This is a genomic window from Candidatus Mycobacterium wuenschmannii (assembly GCF_030252325.1).
Taxonomy (GTDB): Bacteria; Actinomycetota; Actinomycetes; order Mycobacteriales; family Mycobacteriaceae; genus Mycobacterium; species Mycobacterium wuenschmannii.
Genome location: NZ_CP126981.1, coordinates 3,693,512 through 3,712,708, shown reverse-complemented (window position 1 = coordinate 3,712,708; position 19,197 = coordinate 3,693,512). Strand labels below are relative to the sequence as shown.

The 19,197-nt window shown below is 67.5% G+C and carries 18 protein-coding genes; 8 read left to right on the top strand and 10 right to left on the bottom strand.

All coding sequences use genetic code 11. From position 1 onward, the window contains the following. Positions 1-4: 4 nt before the first annotated feature. The 3 genes from PT015_RS17865 to PT015_RS17855 are packed head-to-tail and all read right to left on the bottom strand — an operon-like array spanning position 5 to position 5,271. Positions 5-2,548: an ABC transporter permease gene (locus PT015_RS17865; protein ID WP_285186216.1), complete on the bottom strand. Its 2,544-nt coding sequence runs from the start codon at positions 2,546-2,548 to the stop codon at positions 5-7. After that, positions 2,530-4,761, bottom strand: coding sequence for an ABC transporter ATP-binding protein (locus tag PT015_RS17860; protein WP_285186215.1), 2,232 nt, complete (start codon positions 4,759-4,761; stop codon positions 2,530-2,532). Before PT015_RS17860 ends, PT015_RS17865 begins: the two co-directional genes overlap by 19 nt. Positions 4,762-4,791: 30 nt before the next feature. After that, positions 4,792-5,271 (bottom strand): MarR family winged helix-turn-helix transcriptional regulator, encoded by a 480-nt coding sequence (locus tag PT015_RS17855; protein WP_285186214.1) that lies wholly within the window; start codon positions 5,269-5,271, stop codon positions 4,792-4,794. A gap of 169 nt (positions 5,272-5,440) precedes the next feature. On the opposite strand from PT015_RS17855, the gene PT015_RS17850 reads away from it, so the two are divergent. Continuing rightward, positions 5,441-5,989 carry an NADPH-dependent FMN reductase gene (locus PT015_RS17850; RefSeq protein WP_285186212.1) on the top strand — a complete coding sequence of 183 codons (549 nt, stop codon included), beginning with the start codon at positions 5,441-5,443 and terminating at the stop codon, positions 5,987-5,989. On the opposite strand, the gene PT015_RS17845 is transcribed toward PT015_RS17850, so the two are convergent. Next, positions 5,986-6,354: a DUF4345 domain-containing protein gene (locus PT015_RS17845; RefSeq protein ID WP_285186210.1), complete on the bottom strand. Its 369-nt coding sequence runs from the start codon at positions 6,352-6,354 to the stop codon at positions 5,986-5,988. The genes PT015_RS17850 and PT015_RS17845 overlap by 4 nt on opposite strands. Before the next feature lie 10 nt (positions 6,355-6,364). On the opposite strand from PT015_RS17845, the gene PT015_RS17840 reads away from it, so the two are divergent. Then, complete coding sequence (locus PT015_RS17840) at positions 6,365-7,129, top strand: helix-turn-helix domain-containing protein (protein ID WP_285186208.1); 765 nt, start codon at positions 6,365-6,367, stop codon at positions 7,127-7,129. Between the two features lie 6 nt (positions 7,130-7,135). Here the strand turns inward: PT015_RS17840 and PT015_RS17835 are convergent, their stop codons facing one another. After that, complete coding sequence (locus PT015_RS17835; protein ID WP_285186206.1) at positions 7,136-7,564, bottom strand: cellulose-binding domain-containing protein; 429 nt, start codon at positions 7,562-7,564, stop codon at positions 7,136-7,138. A 192-nt stretch (positions 7,565-7,756) separates the two neighbouring features. Between PT015_RS17835 and PT015_RS17830 the strand changes: the two genes are divergently transcribed. After that, on the top strand, positions 7,757-10,498 hold the full coding sequence (locus PT015_RS17830; RefSeq protein WP_285186204.1) for an AAA family ATPase: 2,742 nt from the start codon (positions 7,757-7,759) through the stop codon (positions 10,496-10,498). 13 nt (positions 10,499-10,511) lie between these two features. On the opposite strand, the gene PT015_RS17825 is transcribed toward PT015_RS17830, so the two are convergent. Continuing rightward, on the bottom strand, positions 10,512-11,264 hold the full coding sequence (locus PT015_RS17825; RefSeq protein WP_285186202.1) for a YoaK family protein: 753 nt from the start codon (positions 11,262-11,264) through the stop codon (positions 10,512-10,514). A 160-nt stretch (positions 11,265-11,424) separates the two neighbouring features. Here PT015_RS17825 and PT015_RS17820 point away from each other — a divergent pair, with 160 nt between their 5' ends. From PT015_RS17820 to PT015_RS17805, 4 genes are all read left to right on the top strand, one after another. After that, positions 11,425-12,912, top strand: a complete 1,488-nt coding sequence (locus PT015_RS17820) for a neutral zinc metallopeptidase (protein WP_285186201.1) — start codon at positions 11,425-11,427, stop codon at positions 12,910-12,912. Beyond that, positions 12,909-13,517 carry a DUF4333 domain-containing protein gene (locus tag PT015_RS17815; protein ID WP_285186200.1) on the top strand — a complete coding sequence of 203 codons (609 nt, stop codon included), beginning with the start codon at positions 12,909-12,911 and terminating at the stop codon, positions 13,515-13,517. The genes PT015_RS17820 and PT015_RS17815 overlap by 4 nt, the downstream gene beginning before the upstream one ends. 62 nt (positions 13,518-13,579) lie before the next feature. Then, a complete protein-coding gene (locus tag PT015_RS17810; RefSeq protein ID WP_285186199.1) occupies positions 13,580-14,053 on the top strand; it encodes an SRPBCC family protein in 474 nt (157 codons plus the stop codon). 64 nt (positions 14,054-14,117) lie between these two features. Continuing rightward, entirely contained in the window at positions 14,118-14,888 is a 771-nt protein-coding gene (locus PT015_RS17805; RefSeq protein ID WP_285186198.1) for a hypothetical protein, read from the top strand. Here the strand turns inward: PT015_RS17805 and PT015_RS17800 are convergent. Beyond that, on the bottom strand, positions 14,851-15,156 hold the full coding sequence (locus PT015_RS17800) for a hypothetical protein (RefSeq protein ID WP_285186197.1): 306 nt from the start codon (positions 15,154-15,156) through the stop codon (positions 14,851-14,853). The genes PT015_RS17805 and PT015_RS17800 overlap by 38 nt on opposite strands. Before the next feature lie 126 nt (positions 15,157-15,282). Between PT015_RS17800 and PT015_RS17795 the strand changes: the two genes are divergently transcribed. Continuing rightward, on the top strand, positions 15,283-15,738 hold the full coding sequence (locus tag PT015_RS17795; protein ID WP_285186196.1) for a universal stress protein: 456 nt from the start codon (positions 15,283-15,285) through the stop codon (positions 15,736-15,738). 32 nt (positions 15,739-15,770) lie between these two features. Here the strand turns inward: PT015_RS17795 and PT015_RS17790 are convergent, their stop codons facing one another. From PT015_RS17790 to PT015_RS17780, 3 genes are all read right to left on the bottom strand, one after another. Beyond that, positions 15,771-16,691: an alpha/beta fold hydrolase gene (locus tag PT015_RS17790; protein ID WP_285186194.1), complete on the bottom strand. Its 921-nt coding sequence runs from the start codon at positions 16,689-16,691 to the stop codon at positions 15,771-15,773. 51 nt (positions 16,692-16,742) lie between these two features. After that, complete coding sequence (locus PT015_RS17785) at positions 16,743-16,892, bottom strand: hypothetical protein (RefSeq protein WP_285186193.1); 150 nt, start codon at positions 16,890-16,892, stop codon at positions 16,743-16,745. 94 nt (positions 16,893-16,986) lie between these two features. After that, positions 16,987-18,657: a serine/threonine-protein kinase PknH/PknJ gene (locus PT015_RS17780; protein WP_285186191.1), complete on the bottom strand. Its 1,671-nt coding sequence runs from the start codon at positions 18,655-18,657 to the stop codon at positions 16,987-16,989. Positions 18,658-19,197 lie beyond the last annotated feature (540 nt).

Below are 19,197 nucleotides of genomic sequence, written 5' to 3'. Positions count from 1 at the left end.
ACGGCTATTCGTCGCGCAGCTGAGTTGCGAGCGCGGCCTGGGTGGTCTTCCACGCCGGAACGACTGCGGCGAAAACCGCCGACAGGATCGCCAGCAGCGCGTAGCCGAAGGCTTCGGACATCGGGAAGATCAGTGGGGTCACCGAGCCGACGTCGACCACCGCGGCCCGCCCGACGGCAGCGATGATCGGCACGGACACGATCGCACCGAGCAGCGCGCCTGTCGCACTCGCGATGACGGCCTCCAGCGTCGTCACCGCGAAGACCTTGGTCGGGGTGGCGCCGAGTGCCTGAATCAGCGCGATCTCGCGACGGCGGCGGATACCGAGCAGCAGCAGCGTCGAGGACACCGAGATGAAAGCGATCGCCAGCAGGCCATACTTCAACGTGTTCAGTGGCGCGAGGAACCGGGACTCGCCGCTGACCACCGAATCCCGGTAGCCCTTCGCGTCCACGACGGTCAGCGGCTGATTGAATTGCCCGGCCTTGACCTCGTCGGCGATGCGTTGCAGGGCAACACCTTTCGCCGGATTGATGAAAACCAGCCCGGGTGGCTGACGCCCGAAGATCTGTTCGGCAAGCGAGTACGACATCTGGATCCGCATCCCGCCCACTTCGGGGGTCGCGACGATGGTCCCGACAGGAATTCTGCGGGCGGTGGGCCCACTACCGAGCAGGATGCTGTCGCCGATGCCAATCCCGTTCTGGCGGGCCAGAATTCCGCCGATGACGAGCTGGTTCGACTTCACGCTCTCCTTCGGGGGCTGGCCGGCGAAGACCTGGTAGGAAAAGGTGGGCCTGTCCTCGGCCCGCACGTAGGCCAGCGATCCGTTGCCGAGGGTGATCTCGACTTCGGCCATCCGCTCTAGGCCGCCCACCCCGGGCAGGGCAGCTAGCTTGGTCATGCTGTCGGGCGAGAATTTCGCGTCCGTCGACCCCCAGTCGGTGAACCGGGTGGTGGTGACCACCAGCCGATCGTGCGCCTGCGCCCGCGCCACGTTCTCGACGCCACGGTCGATCGCCACCAGGAAGCCCGACAGCAGCGTGGCGACGGCGACCGGGACCGCGACGGCACCGGCGATCGCCGTCGTCCGGGTCTGGTCAGCGCGCAGCCCGGTGAAGGCAATCGCCAGGATCGGGTTGTGCGGCCGGTCCGGTTGGAGCCGGATCGACGCCAGGATGTGCGCGCTGAAATAGGCCGCGGCCAAGAGCATTCCGACGATTGCGATGACGACCCCGCCGTTGGCGATCGTGGCCTGCCACGGCGCGAGTCCACCCGACAGCGTCGCCGACCACACCAGGAAGAGGGCCGCGAAGCCGATCGCGAGCTGCGCCGCGGCCTTGGGCAGGATGCGCGCCGACTTGGCGTCTTCGTAGGCGGCACGGCCGGAAAGCTCGGTGGCGATCGGGGTTTTCGACGCCGCGAGGCTCGGCACGATCGCCGCGGCGAGGGCGAGCAGTACGCCGATTCCCAGCCCCGCGAAGACGACACCGGGCTCGACGACGACGGGCACGTTGACCCCGACGAACTGCTGCGTGAGGTCGCTGGCGCTCGCGACGACGGGCCGGGCGATGATCGCGCCCAGCGCGACGCCGACCACCGAACCGGCGGCGCCGAGCAGCGCAGCCTCGGCGAGGAAGCCGACCAGGGTGGACAGCGGCGAGGCGCCCAGCGCCGCGGCGATCGCGACTTCTCGTCGGCGTTCCTGAATCGACAGGCGGGTGAGCTGGGCGATGAGGATCACCCCGACGCCGACCGCGATCAGCGCGAAGATCGCCAGCAGCGGAAACAGCACGACGTTGACGTTGAATCCGGCAGCCGGATCGTTGCGGGTCAGCACCCGATACCCCGGTCCGAGCACCTCCAGCACCTCGCCGAGGCGGGTCTGAATCGCCTTCGCGTCGACGGTGTCAGCCAGGTTCACGTAGACGCTGTCGGCCCGGTCGTCGCGGGCGAATTGCACTTTGGCCGCGCTCAGCGGCAACACGACCACGCGGCCGTTGTTGACGTTGTCCAACTGCGGGATCTGCGCGAGACCCGGCAGCGGCAGTTGACCGACGTCGGTCGCCAGGGTCGCGGACTTGCCCAGGGTGCGCCCGAAGGTGGTCGAGGTCGCCATCACCTGTGGTTCCGTCTGCCCCGCGCTGCACACCTTCGGGTCGATGATCCAGCGCGCCGAACAGTCGATGCCCAACGCCAGCACGACGGTGTCGCGGCCGCCGTCGCGCACCTCGGTCGCGGCGCGGACCACGGGGGCGAGCACCGCCACCCCGGGGACGTTGCGGGCGGCGCGAATGACCGCCGGATCGATCCCGCCTTGGGTCGCGGCGCCGACGATGCGCAGGGGCGCGGGGCCCGCGATCCGGTACCCGACGTCGTCGATAGCCGTACTGACACTGCTGGTTTCGATCATCACCGCGACCACGATCGCAACCCCGCCGCCCAGCGACAGCGAGGCCAGCAGCGCCCGCAGGGTGTGCCGCCGGATCGCCCGGAAGTTGATCAGCCTCAGGACGCTGACGGCCGCGTTCAGTGCGGTGCGCGCCATGCCGTGCCGCGGGATCGGATGTGCCGCTCGTCGCTTTCGATGCGGCCGTCGAGCAAGGAGATCAACCGAGGGGCCTCGTCGGCGATCGATCGATCGTGCGTGACCATCACGATGGTCTGGCCGGCCGCGTTCAGGTCGTAAAGCGCGTCGATCACGCGCCGGCCGTTCTTGGTATCGAGGTTGCCGGTGGGCTCGTCGGCGAGCACGACCTGCGGCGCCATGAACAGCGCCCGCGCGATGGCCACGCGCTGCTGCTCGCCGCCGGACAACTCCGCGGGCACCCGCTTGGCCATCCCGGCCAGCCCGAACTGGTCCAGCAACGAGATCGCCCGGTCGAATTGCACCCGCCCGGCCCGGCCGGCCAGCAGGCTCGGCAGCATCACGTTCTCGGCGACCGACAATCCGGCCAGCAAGTTGAACGACTGGAAGACGTAGCCGATCCGGTGACCGCGCACGCCGGCCAGTTCCCGCGACGACAACTGAGCGACACTCACCCCGTTCACCAGCACCTCGCCGCTGGTCGGCGGCTCCAGCAAGCCGAGGATGCTCAGCAGCGTCGACTTGCCCGACCCCGACGGTCCGACCAGGACGACGAATTCGCCGGCGGTGATCTGCAGGTTGATGTCGTGGATGATCGGGATCGCGGTCGGACCGGCGCCGAACGACTTGCACAGGCCGCGTGCTTCCAGCACGACGGGTCCCGTCACCGGCGGGGGCACCCGGGGCACGACGGCGGCACCCTGTTTGTGCCCGTTGAGGAACGCGGTGGACGAGGCGAACAGCGGCGACGGGGTCTCGGTTGCCTCGGCGGCCGGCGCGGTCGCCGGTTGCTCGGGCGCGCTGACGGGAAGGTCTGTGACATCCGCCAGCGCCGGCATGATCAGCGGGATATCGACACCGGAACCGACCACGAAAACGCCCTGCGGGTCGCCCTCCATCGCGCCGGCACCCTTGACGATCTCGGCCAGCGCAGCCACCGCCGCATCGTCGTCGTGCGGCAGGAACCGGCGACGGACGTCGACGACCAGCCCGTCCGCCGTGCCGACCACCGCGAGCGTCGCGGTGTCCGGCTCGATGCACAGCAGCGCGGTGTGGTCGTGCCCGGCCGATTCCCCCGCCGCGCGGGCCAGCGTGACCGCGGATGACGCCAGCGCGGACGTGTTCGCCGCGGACAGCGCCGCACCCCGGGCGAGCGCCATCGAGGGTTGCTCGGGCGTGCTGATCGGAAGTGACGTCGCCGCAACCAGATCCGGCATCAGCAGCGGGATATCGACACCGGAGCCGAGCAGAAAGACGCCCTTCGGCCTGCCCTCCATCGCGCCCGCGCCTTTGACGATCTCCACCAGCGCGGCCAGCGCCGCCGCGTCGTCACTAGGTAGGTACCGACGCCGCACCTCGGCGATCGACTCGTCGGCGGTGTTCAGCACGGCGGAGGTCGCCGAATCGGGCTCGATGCACAGCAGCGCGATGTGCGGGTAGCCGGCGGTCTGTCCGGCCGCGCGGGCCAATTCGAGCGCGGACGGCGTCAGCAGTTCGACATTGGCCGACGCCAGCGCCGCGCCCCGGGCCAGGGCCGTCTCGGGCTGTTCGGGTGCGCTCACCGGCAGCGTCGTCGCGGCCACCAGGGCAGGCATGACGAGCGGGATATCGACACCGGATCCGACCACGTACACGCCGTCGGGTCCGTTCTCCATCGCGCCCGCGTCGCTGACGATCTCGACCAGCGCGGCCACCGCTTCGTCGTCGTCATGCGGCAGGAACCGCCGCCGCACGTCGATGACCAACCCATCCGCCGTGCCGACCACCGCGAGCGTCGCGACATCGGGTTCCACGCACAACAGCGCCGTGTGGTCATACTCGGCCGACCGGCCGGCGGCGCGAGCCAGCGCCACCGCGGAGGCGAAAGGCGACACCAGAAGGACGTTGGCGATGCTGCGGGTCGCGAGGCCTTCCCGCAGGGCTGTCGCCGTGGCGACGTTCATCCACGTCACGCCCGTGGAATTGACCTCGAAGCCGTCGGCCCGCGCCGTCGCGCGGGTCATCAGGATGGCGGAGATGATCTGCTCCGTCGAGCTGTCAGCGGGCAGGTCCGCGCCACGGATGAAGTCGATGTTGTCGTGGTTGACGGCGGCTCCGTCGGCCTTGGCGCCCGCGACCAGGACGGTGCGAACCGAAGTTGGCGTCATCGCGACACCCAGCACAGCGTCCTCCACGCCTCCACAATAGTTTTGGCCGGCTGAGACTCAGCGCGGGTTCGGGCCTTCGCCCGAGTCGTCGCTCGTCATGGCCCGCTGATGATCGACGACTTCGCGGAAATTGGCGATGAAGCGCCGGAACTCCTGCTTGCCCAGGACGCGGGCGTGCCGGTCCATGATGTCGGCCATGATGGCGTCCGCCGCGGCCATCTGCGCGCGGCCCCGAGTGGTGGGGACGATCAACTTCGCGCGCCGGTCGACGGGGTCTGGCCGACGCTCGACGTAACCCAGCCGCTCCAGGTCGTCGACGATGAGCCCGACCACCTGCTTGACCTGACCCGACAGGCGCGCGAGATCGGTCGCGCGGATGCCGTCGAGTCGCAGATAGGCCAGGACGACGCCGTGCCTCGGGACGATGTCGTCGAAGCCCTCGCCATGGAGGCGAGAGAACAACTCGTCCTGGACGGCGAACAGCAGACGGCCCGCAAGCACGCCGAGGTCCTCGCCCCGCCAGCCACCTGCGGCCACATCGCCTCCACCACCAATTGGTCTATCTGCCAGCCTATCTCGGACCACGTCGCCGGCATGCCGACGCACAACCGCACTCCCCCTTGACAGTTGAGCAACGCGGCAAGTAGTAATTATCGCTGACTATCAGAGAATTTGACTAGAACACGCGACGAACGGGCGAGGGAACATGAAGATCGGCATCATCGTCGGATCTATTCGCGAGGGTCGCAAGGGCCTGGCCGTCGGGCAGTGGGTCGCCGAACGCGCTGGGCGACACGGCGATGCCCAGTTCGAGCTGATCGATCTCAAGGAGTTCGACCTGCCGTTACTGACCTCGGCCGTCCTACCGGCGATGGCCGACCGGAAGTACGACTCGCAGAACGTCACCCGCTGGAGTCAGGCCATCGACGGCTGCGATGCGTTCGTCTTCGTCTCACCGGAGTACAACCACGGCGTGCCCGGCGCCTTCAAGAACGCGTTCGACAGCATCGGCTCGGAATGGAACAACAAGCCGGTCGCTTTCGTCGCCTACGGCGGCGACGGCGGAATCCGGTCCATCCAGCAGTGGCGGCAGATCGTCGCGAACTTCGAGATGCTCGACGTCCGGGGCGCGGTGGCCTTGTCGCTGTTCAACGACTTCAACGCCGACGGCTTCGCGCCGCAGGACCGCCGCAGCGCGGAGCTGGACACGGCGCTCCAGCAACTGGTGTCACTGACCGCGAAGGTGCGGGCCTAACCCGCCACGGCGAACAGGGTGGCAGCAGCGGCCGCCTCGACCACGAAGTAGAACCAGTTCGGATAGAACGACGACGGTCCGTCGAGCAGCGAGGTGAGTCGGCCAAAAGCCATGCCGCCCCATGCCGCTGCCACCGTCACGACGACACCCGCGCGAAGACCGGGGGTGACAGCCGCGGCGCCGAGAACACTCGCGATCGCCAGACCGAACCCCCCGTAGACGGCGCGCACCTCGGATCGGGCTGTAACGGAATTCAGTGCAATGTCGAACGGCGCAATGAGCCGGCTCGGGGCGACGAGCGCGTACCCACCCATTCCGGCGAAGAACACTGCGACGATGGAGATGGCAATCACGGTGGCGTCCATGGGAGGAAGCATGGCGGTCAGAGTCGACTCCGCGCTTCCACAAACCTGCTATCCCGCTGTCTGGCTCTGGCCGGGTCACGGCCTGTACGCCGGCCCGAGCCTGGACCTGGGACATCACTCCGGTTCGGTGTGGTGTCTGGTGCTCGGGGTCGACCGCGAACTGACCGTGACGGCCAACGGTCGCTCGGTTGCCGCGCGCAGTGCGCTGATACCGCCGCGGATGACGCACAAGCTCGACACCCGCGGCGGCCGGCTGGTCTCCTGCTACCTCGACCCGTCGTCGGGGCGCGCCACCGCGTGCCGGGATCTGTGCCACGAATCGCCCAACGGCGTCTTCGTCGACCACGACGCGCAGCGCACCTTAACCGCGATCCCGTCGGACGCCGACCACGCGCGGCGCTGGATCGAGATTGCCGCACCTGTGTCGGCTCACCCGATGAATCATCGAATCACGTTGGCGGTCAAACGAATACGCAGCTCGCTGCCCGAATCGCCGTCGCTACGCGACCTCGCGGTTGACGCGAGCCTCTCCGAGTCGCGCTTCCTGCAACTCTTTCGCCAAGAGGCGGGCACCAGCCTGCGCCGCTACCGCTCCTGGTCGCGACTCCTCCGGGTGGGCTTGGGCGTCTCCGCGGGACTGACTTTGACCGACGCCGCCGCCGAAGCCGGGTTCGCCAGCCCGTCGCATCTTTCCGACACCTTCAAGGCCACATTCGGCCTGACCGCGTCCCAGTTGCTGGCCAGCGGAACGGCGTTGCACGTGGCGACGGACTGATCGCGGCTACGAGCAGCGGTACTGCCGGTTGAGCTGACAATTCACCGGCGGCGAATACGTGCCGGACAAGACACCTCGCATGCCACCGGTCGCCGACCCACCGGGCGGGATGATGCGATTCCAGCTCACCGGGCTCACCACGAAGTGCGTACCGGACTGGGTGACCGTGCTACTCCACGCGTGCGAGACGGACTCACCGGACGGCATGTCGAATTCGAGCCGCCAATCCGACATCGGCACCGAGCTCGAGTTGGTGACGGTGAAATGGGCGATGAAGCCCGTCTGCCAGGTCGACGACACCGACAGGGTCGCGGCGGCCGCCGCCGCACGAGCAACGGGAACGGAGGCGAGCCCGGCGGTGGTCACCAGCGTTGCGGACAGCGCCACATGAAGCGCTGTGCGCCAGCGCTTCACCCGATTGCCGACTGTGCCCATGCCCGCCACGGTATGGCCGAGCACGCACGACCGCACTGCGCATCGCCGGAGGCTGCCATACCTTTGCGCAACTGAGACCGAGGCGAAATTCAGCCGCTGGCCACGCGAAAATGTGAGAACCACAAAATCTCCTGTGAGCTTTCCGTAAGTTGGCTGGCGGATCCTGAAGAGCGGCAATTGAGGGGATTGCTGATGCGCCAGCCAGAGCCCGACGCGACACGCGACTTTCTGACCCGTGCGTCGTCCGGGCCGGCCGGGATGGTCATCTCCGGCGAGGCCGGCATCGGCAAGACGACCCTGCTCTGGAAGGTCGCCGAAGAGGCTGTGGCCCAGAACTTTCGGGTCCTGTCGACCTGTGCCTCGCCGAACGAGGTTCGCTACGCCTACGCGGCGGTGACTGACGTGCTGCGCGAGGTCGATCCGGACGTCTACGCCGACCTGCCGACGGTGCAGCGAACCGCGCTCGAGCGGGTGCTGCTTCACGAGTGTGAGGGCCAACCGACCGACGAGCGCATTGTCGCGACGGCGTTCCTATCGGTCGTGCAGCAGCCCCGTCTCGCCGCGCCAGTGCTGGTGACCATCGACGACGCACAGTGGCTCGACGCCTCCAGCCAGGCGGTGTTCGCATTCGCGGCGCGTCGGCTGACCGGTCCAGTCGGCATCATGGCCGCGGTCCGTACCGAGGCCGGCGCGGCAGCCGACACGCTCCCGTGGCTACAACTCTCCCGGCTAGATTCGGTGACCCGTCTCACGCTGCGTCCGCTGAGTTTCGGCGGCGTCCACGCATTGATCCTCCAGCGGTTGGGCCACACCCTGCCCCGGCCCGTCATCACCCGCATCCACGAAATATCCGGTGGTAATCCATTTTTCGCGCTCGAGCTGGCCCGATCGGTCGCCGACCAACCGGAGCCGAATGTCGTCGACCTCCCCGAATCCCTGACATCGCTGGTGGCCCAGCGCATCGGCCGGCCCGACGACGAGATCCGCTCAGTACTGCTGGCCGCCTCATGCGCGGCTCCGCCGACCGTCGAACGGGTCAGCGCTATCACCAACCTCACTGCTGACCGTGTTGTCGAGATCATCGAATCTCCCCATGCGACAACGGTTGTCGAGCTGAGGGGCAACACCATCCAGTTCTGCCACCCGCTGTTCGCCCACGGCATCTACACCGGTGTCAGCCCGGCGCGGCGCCGGGAGATGCATCGTCGTCTGGCGGCGGTCGTCGACACTCCAGAGCTCAAAGCGCGGCATCTCGCACTGTCCGCCACCACCAGCACTCCGGATCTGCTCGCGGCGCTCGACGACGCCGCCCGAGCCACCCTGGCCCAAGGCGCTCCGGCCGTGGCGGCCGAATTGACCGAGCTCGCAATAAAACTGGGCGGCGATACACCTATTCGCCGCCTGCGCGCCGCCGAACAGCACTTCCGCGCCGGGGCGCTGAAACAGGCCCAGACACACTTGCAGGCGGCCCTCGACGTGCTGCCGCCCACCGGCGCCCTCCGATGCAGTGCCCTGATCGTGCTTGCCGCGGGGTTGGTCCACGACGAAAGCATGGCCGGGGCGGTCGATGCACTCACCGAGGCGATCGGCGCCGCGGACGAACCCACGATGAAGCTGTACGCCCGGCTGCTTCTGATCCCGGCGCTGAATCAGGCCGGGCGCATGAAGGACTGCGTCGAGCACGCCCGAATCGCCATCGCCGAAGCAGACCAGCTTGGCATCGACGGCCTGCGCAGCCAGGCTTTGGCGATCTGGGCCCTGGTCAGTTTCATGTACGGCCTCGGCGTCGATGACGCCGCCCTGACCAATGCCCTCAACCTGGAGGACCCCAACGCCCGTACGACAGTGACCTTGCGGGCCTGCGCCGTCGCCGCGCTGCTCGCCAGTTGGACCGGTCGACTCGAGTCCGCGCAAGAACAGATGGGCGAAGTACGAAAGGCAGTGCTGCAGAACGGAACCGAGATCGACATCTTGTGGGCAACGGTCGAAGCATCGCGGATCGAGATGTGGCTGGGTCGTTACGACTCCGCCGTCGCACTCAACCAGGATGCCATCCAACGCGCCGAACAGATCGGCGGCCGGCACGTCATGTCCGGCCTGTGGGGGCTGCAGGCCGAGATCGCCTCCCACACCGGGGACGCATTCCTGACGCGCACCGCGGCCCACGCCGGTATCGACGCCGCCCGGGAGACCGGCGCCCTCTACCTCGTCCGCCCGGGTGCCACCGCGCTGGGGTTTCTCGAGGTTTCGCTCGGCAACCACGCAGCAGCCCTTGCGACGCTCCAACCCCTGATCGACGAGTTCGACCCACGGCACGACACCGAAATCGCCATGGCTGGTTGGATTCCCGACGCGGTCGAGGCCCTGAGCGCACTCGGGCGCGCCGATGATGCCGAGCCGCTCGTTGCCGCGCTCGAACACAGCGGCGCCCAGTACGACAGGCCCTGGATGCTGGCCATCGGGGCCCGCGGTCGCTGCCAATTGCACACCGTGCGAGGCGATCTCGACGCGGCAGAGGCCGCCGCCGAGCGAGCGATCCGGCACCACGAACGCCTCCCCATGCCCTTCGAGACGGCCCGGACCCAACTGCTGCTGGGACAGTTGCAGCGCCGACGACGCCGCAGACAGGTCGCCGAACCCAACCTGCGCACCGCCCTGCTCACCTTCGAACGCCTCGGCACCCCGATATGGGCGGAACGCGCCCGCGCCGAACTCGCCCGCCTGGCACGTCCCGTCGACGGCGCCGTGGGGCTCACCGCGGCCGAGCAACGCATCGCCGAGCGCGCCGCCGCCGGATTGTCGAACAAGCAGATCGCCGCCGAACTCTTCCTCGCACCCAAGACCGTCGAGAGCAACCTGAGCAGCGTGTACCGAAAGCTCGGCATCCGATCGCGAACCGCGCTCGCCGCCGCGCTCCAGCCACCGACGGTGTGACGGGTTCCGGCGTCTAGACCCGCGCCGCCTCGCGCCGCAGGCGACTCAACGACATGCGATGCCGCAGCATCGCAGCGCCCGCCATCGCTATGCAGGCGGCCGCGGGCGCCGCGAGCGCGTAACCCCCGTACCGGGAGCCCGCGACGATTCCGGCGGCACCGCCGACCAGGAAGAGGACGAGAGTGAGGCCCAGCGTCAACGCCTTCCACCGATCGACCCCGTGCCGGCGGCTACGCCCGACGATCAGACCCAGGTCGGTGATGGTCCCGGTGAAATGCGTTGTGCGCACGGCCATGTCGCGGAAGCTCGACGTCAGCCCATTTTGTAGCCCGAGCGCGGCGGCGGCCAACAGGGCTTGCACCGCGGGGAGCTCGACGCCGGACGCCGTGATCGCCTCCCTGATGTAGGTCTCCTCGACTCCCGCGGCGGCGACGAGCAACAACACGGCCTCGATGCACAGCACTAGCGCCGAGCGCGAGCTCACGTGGGAGTGCTTCACCGGCAGCACGGAACCGGCCAACACCGCACCGAGGAAGAAACCGATCATCACGGCCGCGAGCACGTGGCCCTCGTACAGCAGCGGGTTGCCCGCCTTCATCCCGAGTTGCGTGGTGACTCCGGTGAGGTTGCCGACCGGCAGGGCGAAGATCAGGATCGCGACGGCGTTGACGAACCCGGCGGTGAGCGCCAGCAACGCGCTGTAGCTGAGGACGATCTGACGCACGACGAGCAGGCTGCGCTCGCGGTTCACGCTGTTCGGTGACATAAGGGGGCGTTACTCACTATCGATGCCGGTACTTGTTCACCCTAACGATCCGTGCGGCGTCGCGCTCACTGATGGCGGTGAACTCACAATTTCGACGCCACGTGCGCGTTTGCGTTAACGTCGCCGCATTGGCAGCGCATTCGATCGCTGGGAGGGGCGCATGCAGCACTGCCCGCACCGGGATGCGGCGCGGCCGTCGCGCCTCCGCACCGCCGTCGCCGTCCTGCTGGCGGCGATCTGTCTGGTCCCCGCGACTGCGGGATGCTCGCCCACCGTGCTGGCCGGTCGTCCGGCATCGATGCTGTACGACCCGGACCGAGTCGGCGGCCTGCCCGCCAGCGGGGGATTCAGCGGCCGCCGGCCGGATGCCGGGCCACCCCGCGGCAGCGTCGAGGGCTCCAACGGCAGCGACGACGATCGGCTGGCGTTGTTGGCCGTCAACGACATTCAAGATTTCTGGACCGCCACCTACCCGCAATTCTTTTCCGGGCAGTATCGTCCCATCGCGAAAGTCAGGTCCTACGACTCGAACACGCGGGGCAGCATCGCGGCCTGCGGTCAGCGCAACGGCTACAAGTCGGTCAACGCGTCGTACTGTCGCACCGACGACTCGATCGCCTGGGACCGGGGTGTGCTGGTTCCCATGACGCGCAAGTACTTTGGTGACATCTCCGTCGCCGGGACACTGGCCCACGAGTTCGGTCATGCCGTGCAGACCCGAGCTCATAGCGTGCACACGTTGACCCGCACCCTGGTCAAGGAGCAGCAGGCCGACTGCTTCGCCGGCGTCTACCTGCGCTGGGTTGCCCAGGGCCATTCGACGCGGTTCGCGATGAACACCACCGACGGTCTCGACCACGTGCTCGCCGGGGGAATCACGCTGCGAGACCCCACGGACGAACCCGAAAACGCCCGCGACGCACACGGTTCCGCGCTTGACCGGGTCGCGGCCTTTCAGGAAGGGTTCAATGGCGACCCGGCCGTCTGCGCCGCCATCGACCGCGACGAGATCGCGCGCCGGCACGTCGGCCTTCCGGCGGCTCTGCAGACGTACTCGGCCGACGAGTCGCCCGCCGGCGAAATGTCGATCACCGAAAACTCTTTGGGCTTGCTGATGGAAACCCTCACGGCGATCTTTCACCCCGCTAAGGCTCCGGCCTTGACTGTCGGCGGCTCCGGCGACTGCGCCCAGACACGGCCGAGCCCGCCCGCGTCCTACTGCCCCGCCACCAACACCGTCAACGTCGATCTCGCGGGTCTGCGCGAGATCGGCACCTACGCGGACAACGAGACGCGGCAACTCTTGCAGGGCGACGACACCGCCTTCTCCGTCGTCACCTCGCGGTACATGCTGGCCGTGCAGCAAGAGCAAGGCGTCGGGTTGACGGGTGAGCGCGCCGCCCTTCGCACCGCATGCCTCACCGGCGTCGCGCAGCGAGCCATGGCCGAGCCCGTCGCGGTTCCGTCCGGCAACAACCTCACCCTCAACGCCGGCGACCTGGACGAAGCTATATCCGGTCTGCTCACGAATCATCTCGTCGCCAGCGACACCAACGGCGACAGCGTCCCGGCAGGCTTCACCCGTATCACGGCGTTCCGCTCGGGTCTGGTCGGCGACGCCGCGCAGTGCTATCGGAACTTCCCGTGAACCGGCCGCCGTCAGGACCCCCGGGCGAACCGCCACCGGGCACACCCTGGCATCTGCGCCGACCCGGCCCCGACGACCGCACAGGCGTCGCCAGACCTCGTCCGCGGCCCGCCCCGCCACCACCGCCCGGCAATCCCCCGCAACGGCCACCGGAGATCCCGTGGTACCTGCAGCGGCCAGATCGCCCGCCGCCACCGCCGCCCGCCGCGCACATCGAGCCGCCCAAGCCCGCCGTCGCCGCACCACGCGACGCCACAACGGATCTCAAGAAGTTCCTGCCGTGGCTGTTCTTGGCGGTGGCCGGGGTGGCCGCAATGATCGCCGCGACGGTGTTGGTCAGCACCATGACGCACTTGGCTCGCATCGGCGGTGCGGTCTTGGATGTGACCAAGGTGCAGGCCGGCGTGCTCCAGACGCTGTCGGACCCGGCCAGCGGCTACGGGGCGAACACGGTCTCCAACGTCAGCTGCAACGGCGGCCGCAACCCCAGCGCGCGGCAGGGGACGACATTCTCCTGCGACGCCACCGTCAACGGCGTCCCCCGTCATGTCGCAGTGCTTGTCTCCGACGACCACGGCACGTATGAAATCGACAGTCCCAGATAGGCCATCCGCGACGTTTCGACGAGTGCTCGTAAAATCGGCACGTACAGAGTTGAGGTGACCCCATGACCGTTCATGTCGTCGATGCCGGCCCACGCCGCATCTGCCGTTCAGTCGAGGTGGCCGCACCTGCCGAGGAGCTCTACGCGATGGCGGCAGATCCTCGCCGGCATCACGAACTCGACGGGTCGGGCACCGTCCGAACCAACATTTCGATGCCGTCGAACCTTGTTGTCGGATCCAAGTTTTCGACGCGCATGAAGGTGCTGGGCGTGCCCTACCGCATCACCAGCACGGTCACCGCGCTCACGCCGAACGAGTTGTTCGAGTGGCGTCATCCGGTCGGGCATCACTGGCGCTGGCAGTTCGAGTCGCTCTCGCCGACGACGACACGGGTCACCGAAACGTTCGACTATCACGATGCCGGCCCGATCAAGAATGCGATCGGCTATTACCACCTGATCGGTGCGACGAAATTCAACGTCACCGGCATCGAGAAGACGCTGGCCAAACTGGAGGATCGGTATGCCAGTCACTAGCGCGGCCTACACCTAGACTCCCCCTGGTCAGCCGTTGGCCGTGACGGCTTGGGAGAGGACGCCGATGCCCGCATTTGTCCGGCTACAGCTGTTCTGGCTGGCCGTCTCGTTGTCGATTCCGGCCGTGTGCATGGTTCTCGCGGTGACACACGCCGCAGACCCACTGCTGTTGACCGATATCGCGCTGCCTGGCCTGCTGAGCTGCTGGATCGTCGCATTGGCGACGCCATTCCTGTTCGGCGGCAACGAAAGTCGCGAGCTGCGACGGACGGGTTTCGTCCTGATGTGGTCCGCGATCGCCATCGTCTTCCCGCTGAGCTGGGACCTGCCCTGGGCAATATTGCACGACTGGGTCAACGGCGCCACCGCTGCGGACACGTCGAAGTGGTATTTCTGGGCCTACGCGGTGGCCGACACCCGCTTCCTGCGCAGCGACCCACTGATGATCCTCGTCGAATACTGGTCCGGCGTCATCGGCATCGTCGAAATCACTTTCGTGACGCTGTTTCTGCGCAATCGCACCGCGGCGGCGATCCGGTTCTTCGTCGCAGCCGGGTGCTTCCAGTTTTACGGCTGCACAGTGTTTTTCGTCTCCCAGCTGATGCGCCACCTGGCCGACATCCGTCCCGATGCACTCAGCTATTTCAAGTTCTTCGGCTTGAACGGCATGTGGATGATCGTGCCCGCCATTTCGGGCTACCTGCTGATTCAGCTGACCAAAGATCCGGACTACGACGCCCGGGCCGCCGCCCGCGCCCTGTTGGGTAAACCGCCGAAAGCCTTGTCCCGCAACGCAGTCAGTTCGACCAGGGATAGGCAAACAGCGGGCCGGTGACGCCGTAGGTCAGAAGCCAGGCCAGCGCGCACAGGATGAGTAGCTGGATCGCCCAGTTCACGAGTCGCAAACGGTTGGCCGACACCAACTCGAACCGGATTGCGGCGCCGAGCCGGGCGAGGTCGCCGGCGCTCAGCACCACCTTGCCCGTTCCCACCCTCAGCACATAGCCACTCGTTCCGGTGGGCTGGTCCACGCGCGCAAGCTGGAGTCGATCCCCGTCGTCGTCCCGCAGACCGATGAGGCTGGTGAGTTCAGGCTGTCGCACGGCTGTGGCTTCCTGCTGGTGGGATCTTCAGGCTACGCCCGGCGGGAGCGTAATAATGCCTCTTGCCTGCATCGCAGTGCCTACTGCATAGTAAGAACAGTTGTTCACTGAAATTCGGGAGGCGTGGTGGCGGACTACAAGGTGATCGTTGTCGGCACTGACGGGTCGGAGACCTCGATGCGCGCGGTCGACAAGGCCGCCGCGATCGCCGCCGAATCGAACGCGCAGCTGATCGTGGCGTCGGCGCATTCGGCATCGAGCGAGCACGGACAGTCCGGCATCGACCCCGACCAGGCGAAGAACGAGAACTATCGCACTCAGGGGAACGCGCCGGTCTACGACCTCCTCCAAGAAGCGGCGGCGCGTGCGAGGCAGGGCGGCGCAACCGATGTGAAGCAGCGAGCCGTGGAGGGCGCTCCGGCTGACGCGCTCATTGCTCTGGCGGACGAGGTGCACGCCGATCTGCTCGTTGTCGGCAGCGTGGGGATGAGTTCGCTCGTCGGGCGGCTCATCGGCTCCGTTCCGAAAATCATCAAGCGCCGCGCCAACACCGAAGTCTTGGTCGTCGAGACGGACGACTGACCGGGAAAACTGCTGTCACTCCGTAGTTCTCGTCAGCCGACTGGTGGCGGACCGATGAACTCGACGCCGGCGTTGATCGCGGGGCGGTGCCGCAGGATTCGATAGTGCGCGAGTCGGCCGAGCCCCTTCGTGGCGAGAAACTGCGCGCCTTCCCAAGCCTTGGCCAGTCGCGCGGTGGCGGCAAACGGACTGTCCGGGTCGTCGGGGTCGTGGATGAGAAGCAAGGGCGGGTAGTTGGCTCGTCGGCCGATATGCGTCATGTTCGTCTCCGGCAGCGTCATGTTGATTCGCTTCTCCAGACGACGGTGCAAACCCGCGCGGATCCGGCGGCCGAAGCCGTGCCGAGCAGCGAACAGGTCGAGGTAGAGAGGGAAATCGGCCATCGGGGCCAGGAAGACCAGGCGCCCGACGGGTGCGCCGTCCGCCGCGGCCAACGCCGTCGCGTTCGAGCCGAGCGAGTGCGCGACCACCGCGTGGGCGGGTCCGTGCGCTTGGATCATCGCCGCAACCGCGCTGGCGCACTCGGTCGCGGTGGTGCGCCCCGGCGCGAGCGCACCCGGATCCGATTCGTTGTGGCTGGGCAGGTCGAAGGCAATGGCCCGGTAACCCGCTTCGACCAGCGGTTTGACGAATACCGCCAGGTGGGGACGCTGGCCGCCCCAGCCGTGCACCAGATATACCGGCGGCCCCTCGCCCCACTGCTCACCGACGACGCGGTGTCCCTCCCAATACGCTTCGACCGGCTTGCCCGGAGACACACCCGGGGGCATACGCAGGCTCGACTCGAGAATCGGTGGGGTGCACCACAATTCGACCGCCCACCGCGACCCGATCCAGGGCGCGAACCGCTCGAGCAGGCCGAAACGCCGGCGCACCTCGTCCGATACCGGGGGCAGGATCCCGGAGCCCTCGACGTCGAGCGGGCCGATCTCGCCAGGTACTTCTTCAGTCATCAACCGCGATCCTAGTGTCGGCCGCCTGATGACCCTGCGGGAAGTCGAAAGTCAGCGGGCCTCGTTGGCATCGCCAGGGTGCGGCACGTTGTCTTCGTCTACGTAGGGGTGGTGGTCGGTGTCGACGTTCTGATGGTCACGCGGTCCTTCGTTGGCTCCGTCAGACTCGTTGGCGTCCGCGGCGTCGCTGGGCATCGTCATATGCAGGTCCTCCCCGTTCTCCCGTCGGACAGAGCCCGACGGATCAGATGTCGGTGGGAGTGTGCCCGCTTCGCAGCGCACCGAACCTCGAGCATCAGGGGGCGGCCGCGACTTTGGCGGCAAGCGCGTTGACGATGGTGATGGCGTGATTGGGGGCGGTGGAGTCACAGGTCGCGGCGTCGACGATGACGTTTCTGCGTGCCGCCATGGCGTGTTGGCAGCCGTTGCTGGTGGGGAAACCCTCCAGGGTGAACGTGATCATCGGAATGTCGTCGGCGTTGGTGACGGGACCGAAACGGTAGGTGGTTTCGTGCTCGGTACGAGTGGTGACGGTCTTGCCGACGCAGGCTTGCCACTGCGCGGTTTGGTCGCTCACAACTCGTTGCGCCGCCTGCGCGCTCGGGAAGGCGATGAGCGCCTGGGTGGCGGTGCTGTGTGAGTTGTCGCCGGCGAGCAGTTGGAAATGTGCGCCCATCGAGCCGGTGCCGTAGAAGGCGGCGAGTTCGCCCGGCTGAAAGGCCCCGGCGCACGGCTTGTCGTCGTCGCTCATCAGCAACGATTGGGCATCGAACGATTTCAGGTCGACGACGGGGGCGATGTCCGGGGTGCCGACGATGTCGGCGATCTGGGGAGCCGGCAGCATCAGGCGGCTGAGGGCCGAGACAAGGATGAGTGGCGTCGCGGTGGTGGTCGGTGCCGCGGCAGTGGTGGTTTGCGTTGGCGCGTTGGTGCGGACACCCTTGACCAGGAACACAGTCGCCCCGACCAGCAGCACCGCCGCGGTCACGGCCGCGGCGATCAGGTAGGCGCGTCGGCGCGGCTTCTTCTCGGTAGTGGTTGCGGGAGTGTCTGATTCGCGCGGATGTGTCACCCGTTGCGGGCTGTCGCGACTGCTCGACCAAGGGTGCGTCTGCGGTTCGCCCAGCGGGGAGGTCTGGCGCAGCGCGTGTGTGGCGGCCAGTGCGAATGCGCGGGCGGACGGGTAGCGGTAGTCGGGGCTTTTGGCCATTGCGGTGGCGATGACGGTATCCATTGCCCGGGGCAGGCCGGGGACGCGGTCGCTGACTGTGGGTGGCGGTTGATGGAGATGTCCGGCGATGGTGGCGGCGGCGCCACTGTCGCCGGCGAACGGGGCTTGTCCGGTGAGTAGCCGAAACAGTGTGCAGCCCAACGAATACAGGTCGGCGCGGCCGTCGACCGGTTGCGCGGTCAGCACTTCGGGTGCGGCATAGGACAGGGTGGCCATCACGGCGCCGGTCGCGGTGATGCCGGTGTGGCCCAGTGCCCGTGCGATCCCGAAATCGCCGAGCAGGACCCGCCCGTCGCCGTCGCTGGACTCGTCGAGCAGGAAGTTGCCGGGTTTGATGTCACGGTGGATGACACCCCGTTGGTGCGCGTAGTCGACGGCCTTGGCCACCTCGCTGATGACGTGCACGGCTCGCGATGGCGGCATCGCGCCCGCACGCCAGGCGGCGTCGGCGTCGATTCCGTCGACGAACTGCATCGCAATCCAGAGTTGGCCCTCGTGTTGGCCGCGCTGATAGACGGAGACGATGTTGGGGTGATCGAGGCTGGCGGCGATGTCGGCTTCCTGGGTGAAGCGCGCGCGAAATTCAGGGTCACCTGACAACTCCGGGGACAGGATCTTGAGGGCTTCGCGGCGTGGTAGATCAGGGTTGCGGGCCAGATATACGGCGCCCATGCCCCCGCTGCCAAGCGGTCGCTCGATGCGGTATCCCGCGAAATACGATCCCGCGCTTAGCATTTCGACCTTTGTCGACCGTTCGGCGTACTCGATGCAGCATCGAGCCGACAGCTGTGCGCCGTCGATCTCTGGTCGAGGGGTGCCACCGCGCCACGATAACGGACCCGCGCCCTCCGAGCGGCCGGAAGTTTGAGCGGACTGCAGGCGGGCCAGCGTTGCCACGACTGGACGTCGCCATCGCCGTCGGGCTCCACCAGCGCAAGCTTGCGCGGCAATGCTTTTGCGCCAAAATGTAGGCCGTCAGCAGATCGACGCAGCTTCGTCTTGTGGGTTCAGGAAGGTGCGAACTCTGTGATATCGGGGTTGTCGTCAATTTTGACCATAGAGAGCTCGTTGGCGCGAGACTCTGCGCTCGACGTGTCGGTTGTGCGGTAGCCGCGTCGGCATGCAGTGAACTCACAGGCGCAGGTGGGAGGCTGTGCCCATCCATCAAGACGCCGAGCGGTGCGCGGCGGCGTGCGGAACCTGGCACCCACCGCTCGCACAAGTAGAAAATGATCTAGACCCTCACCCATCCCCGCAACTGTGAATAACGCCGCT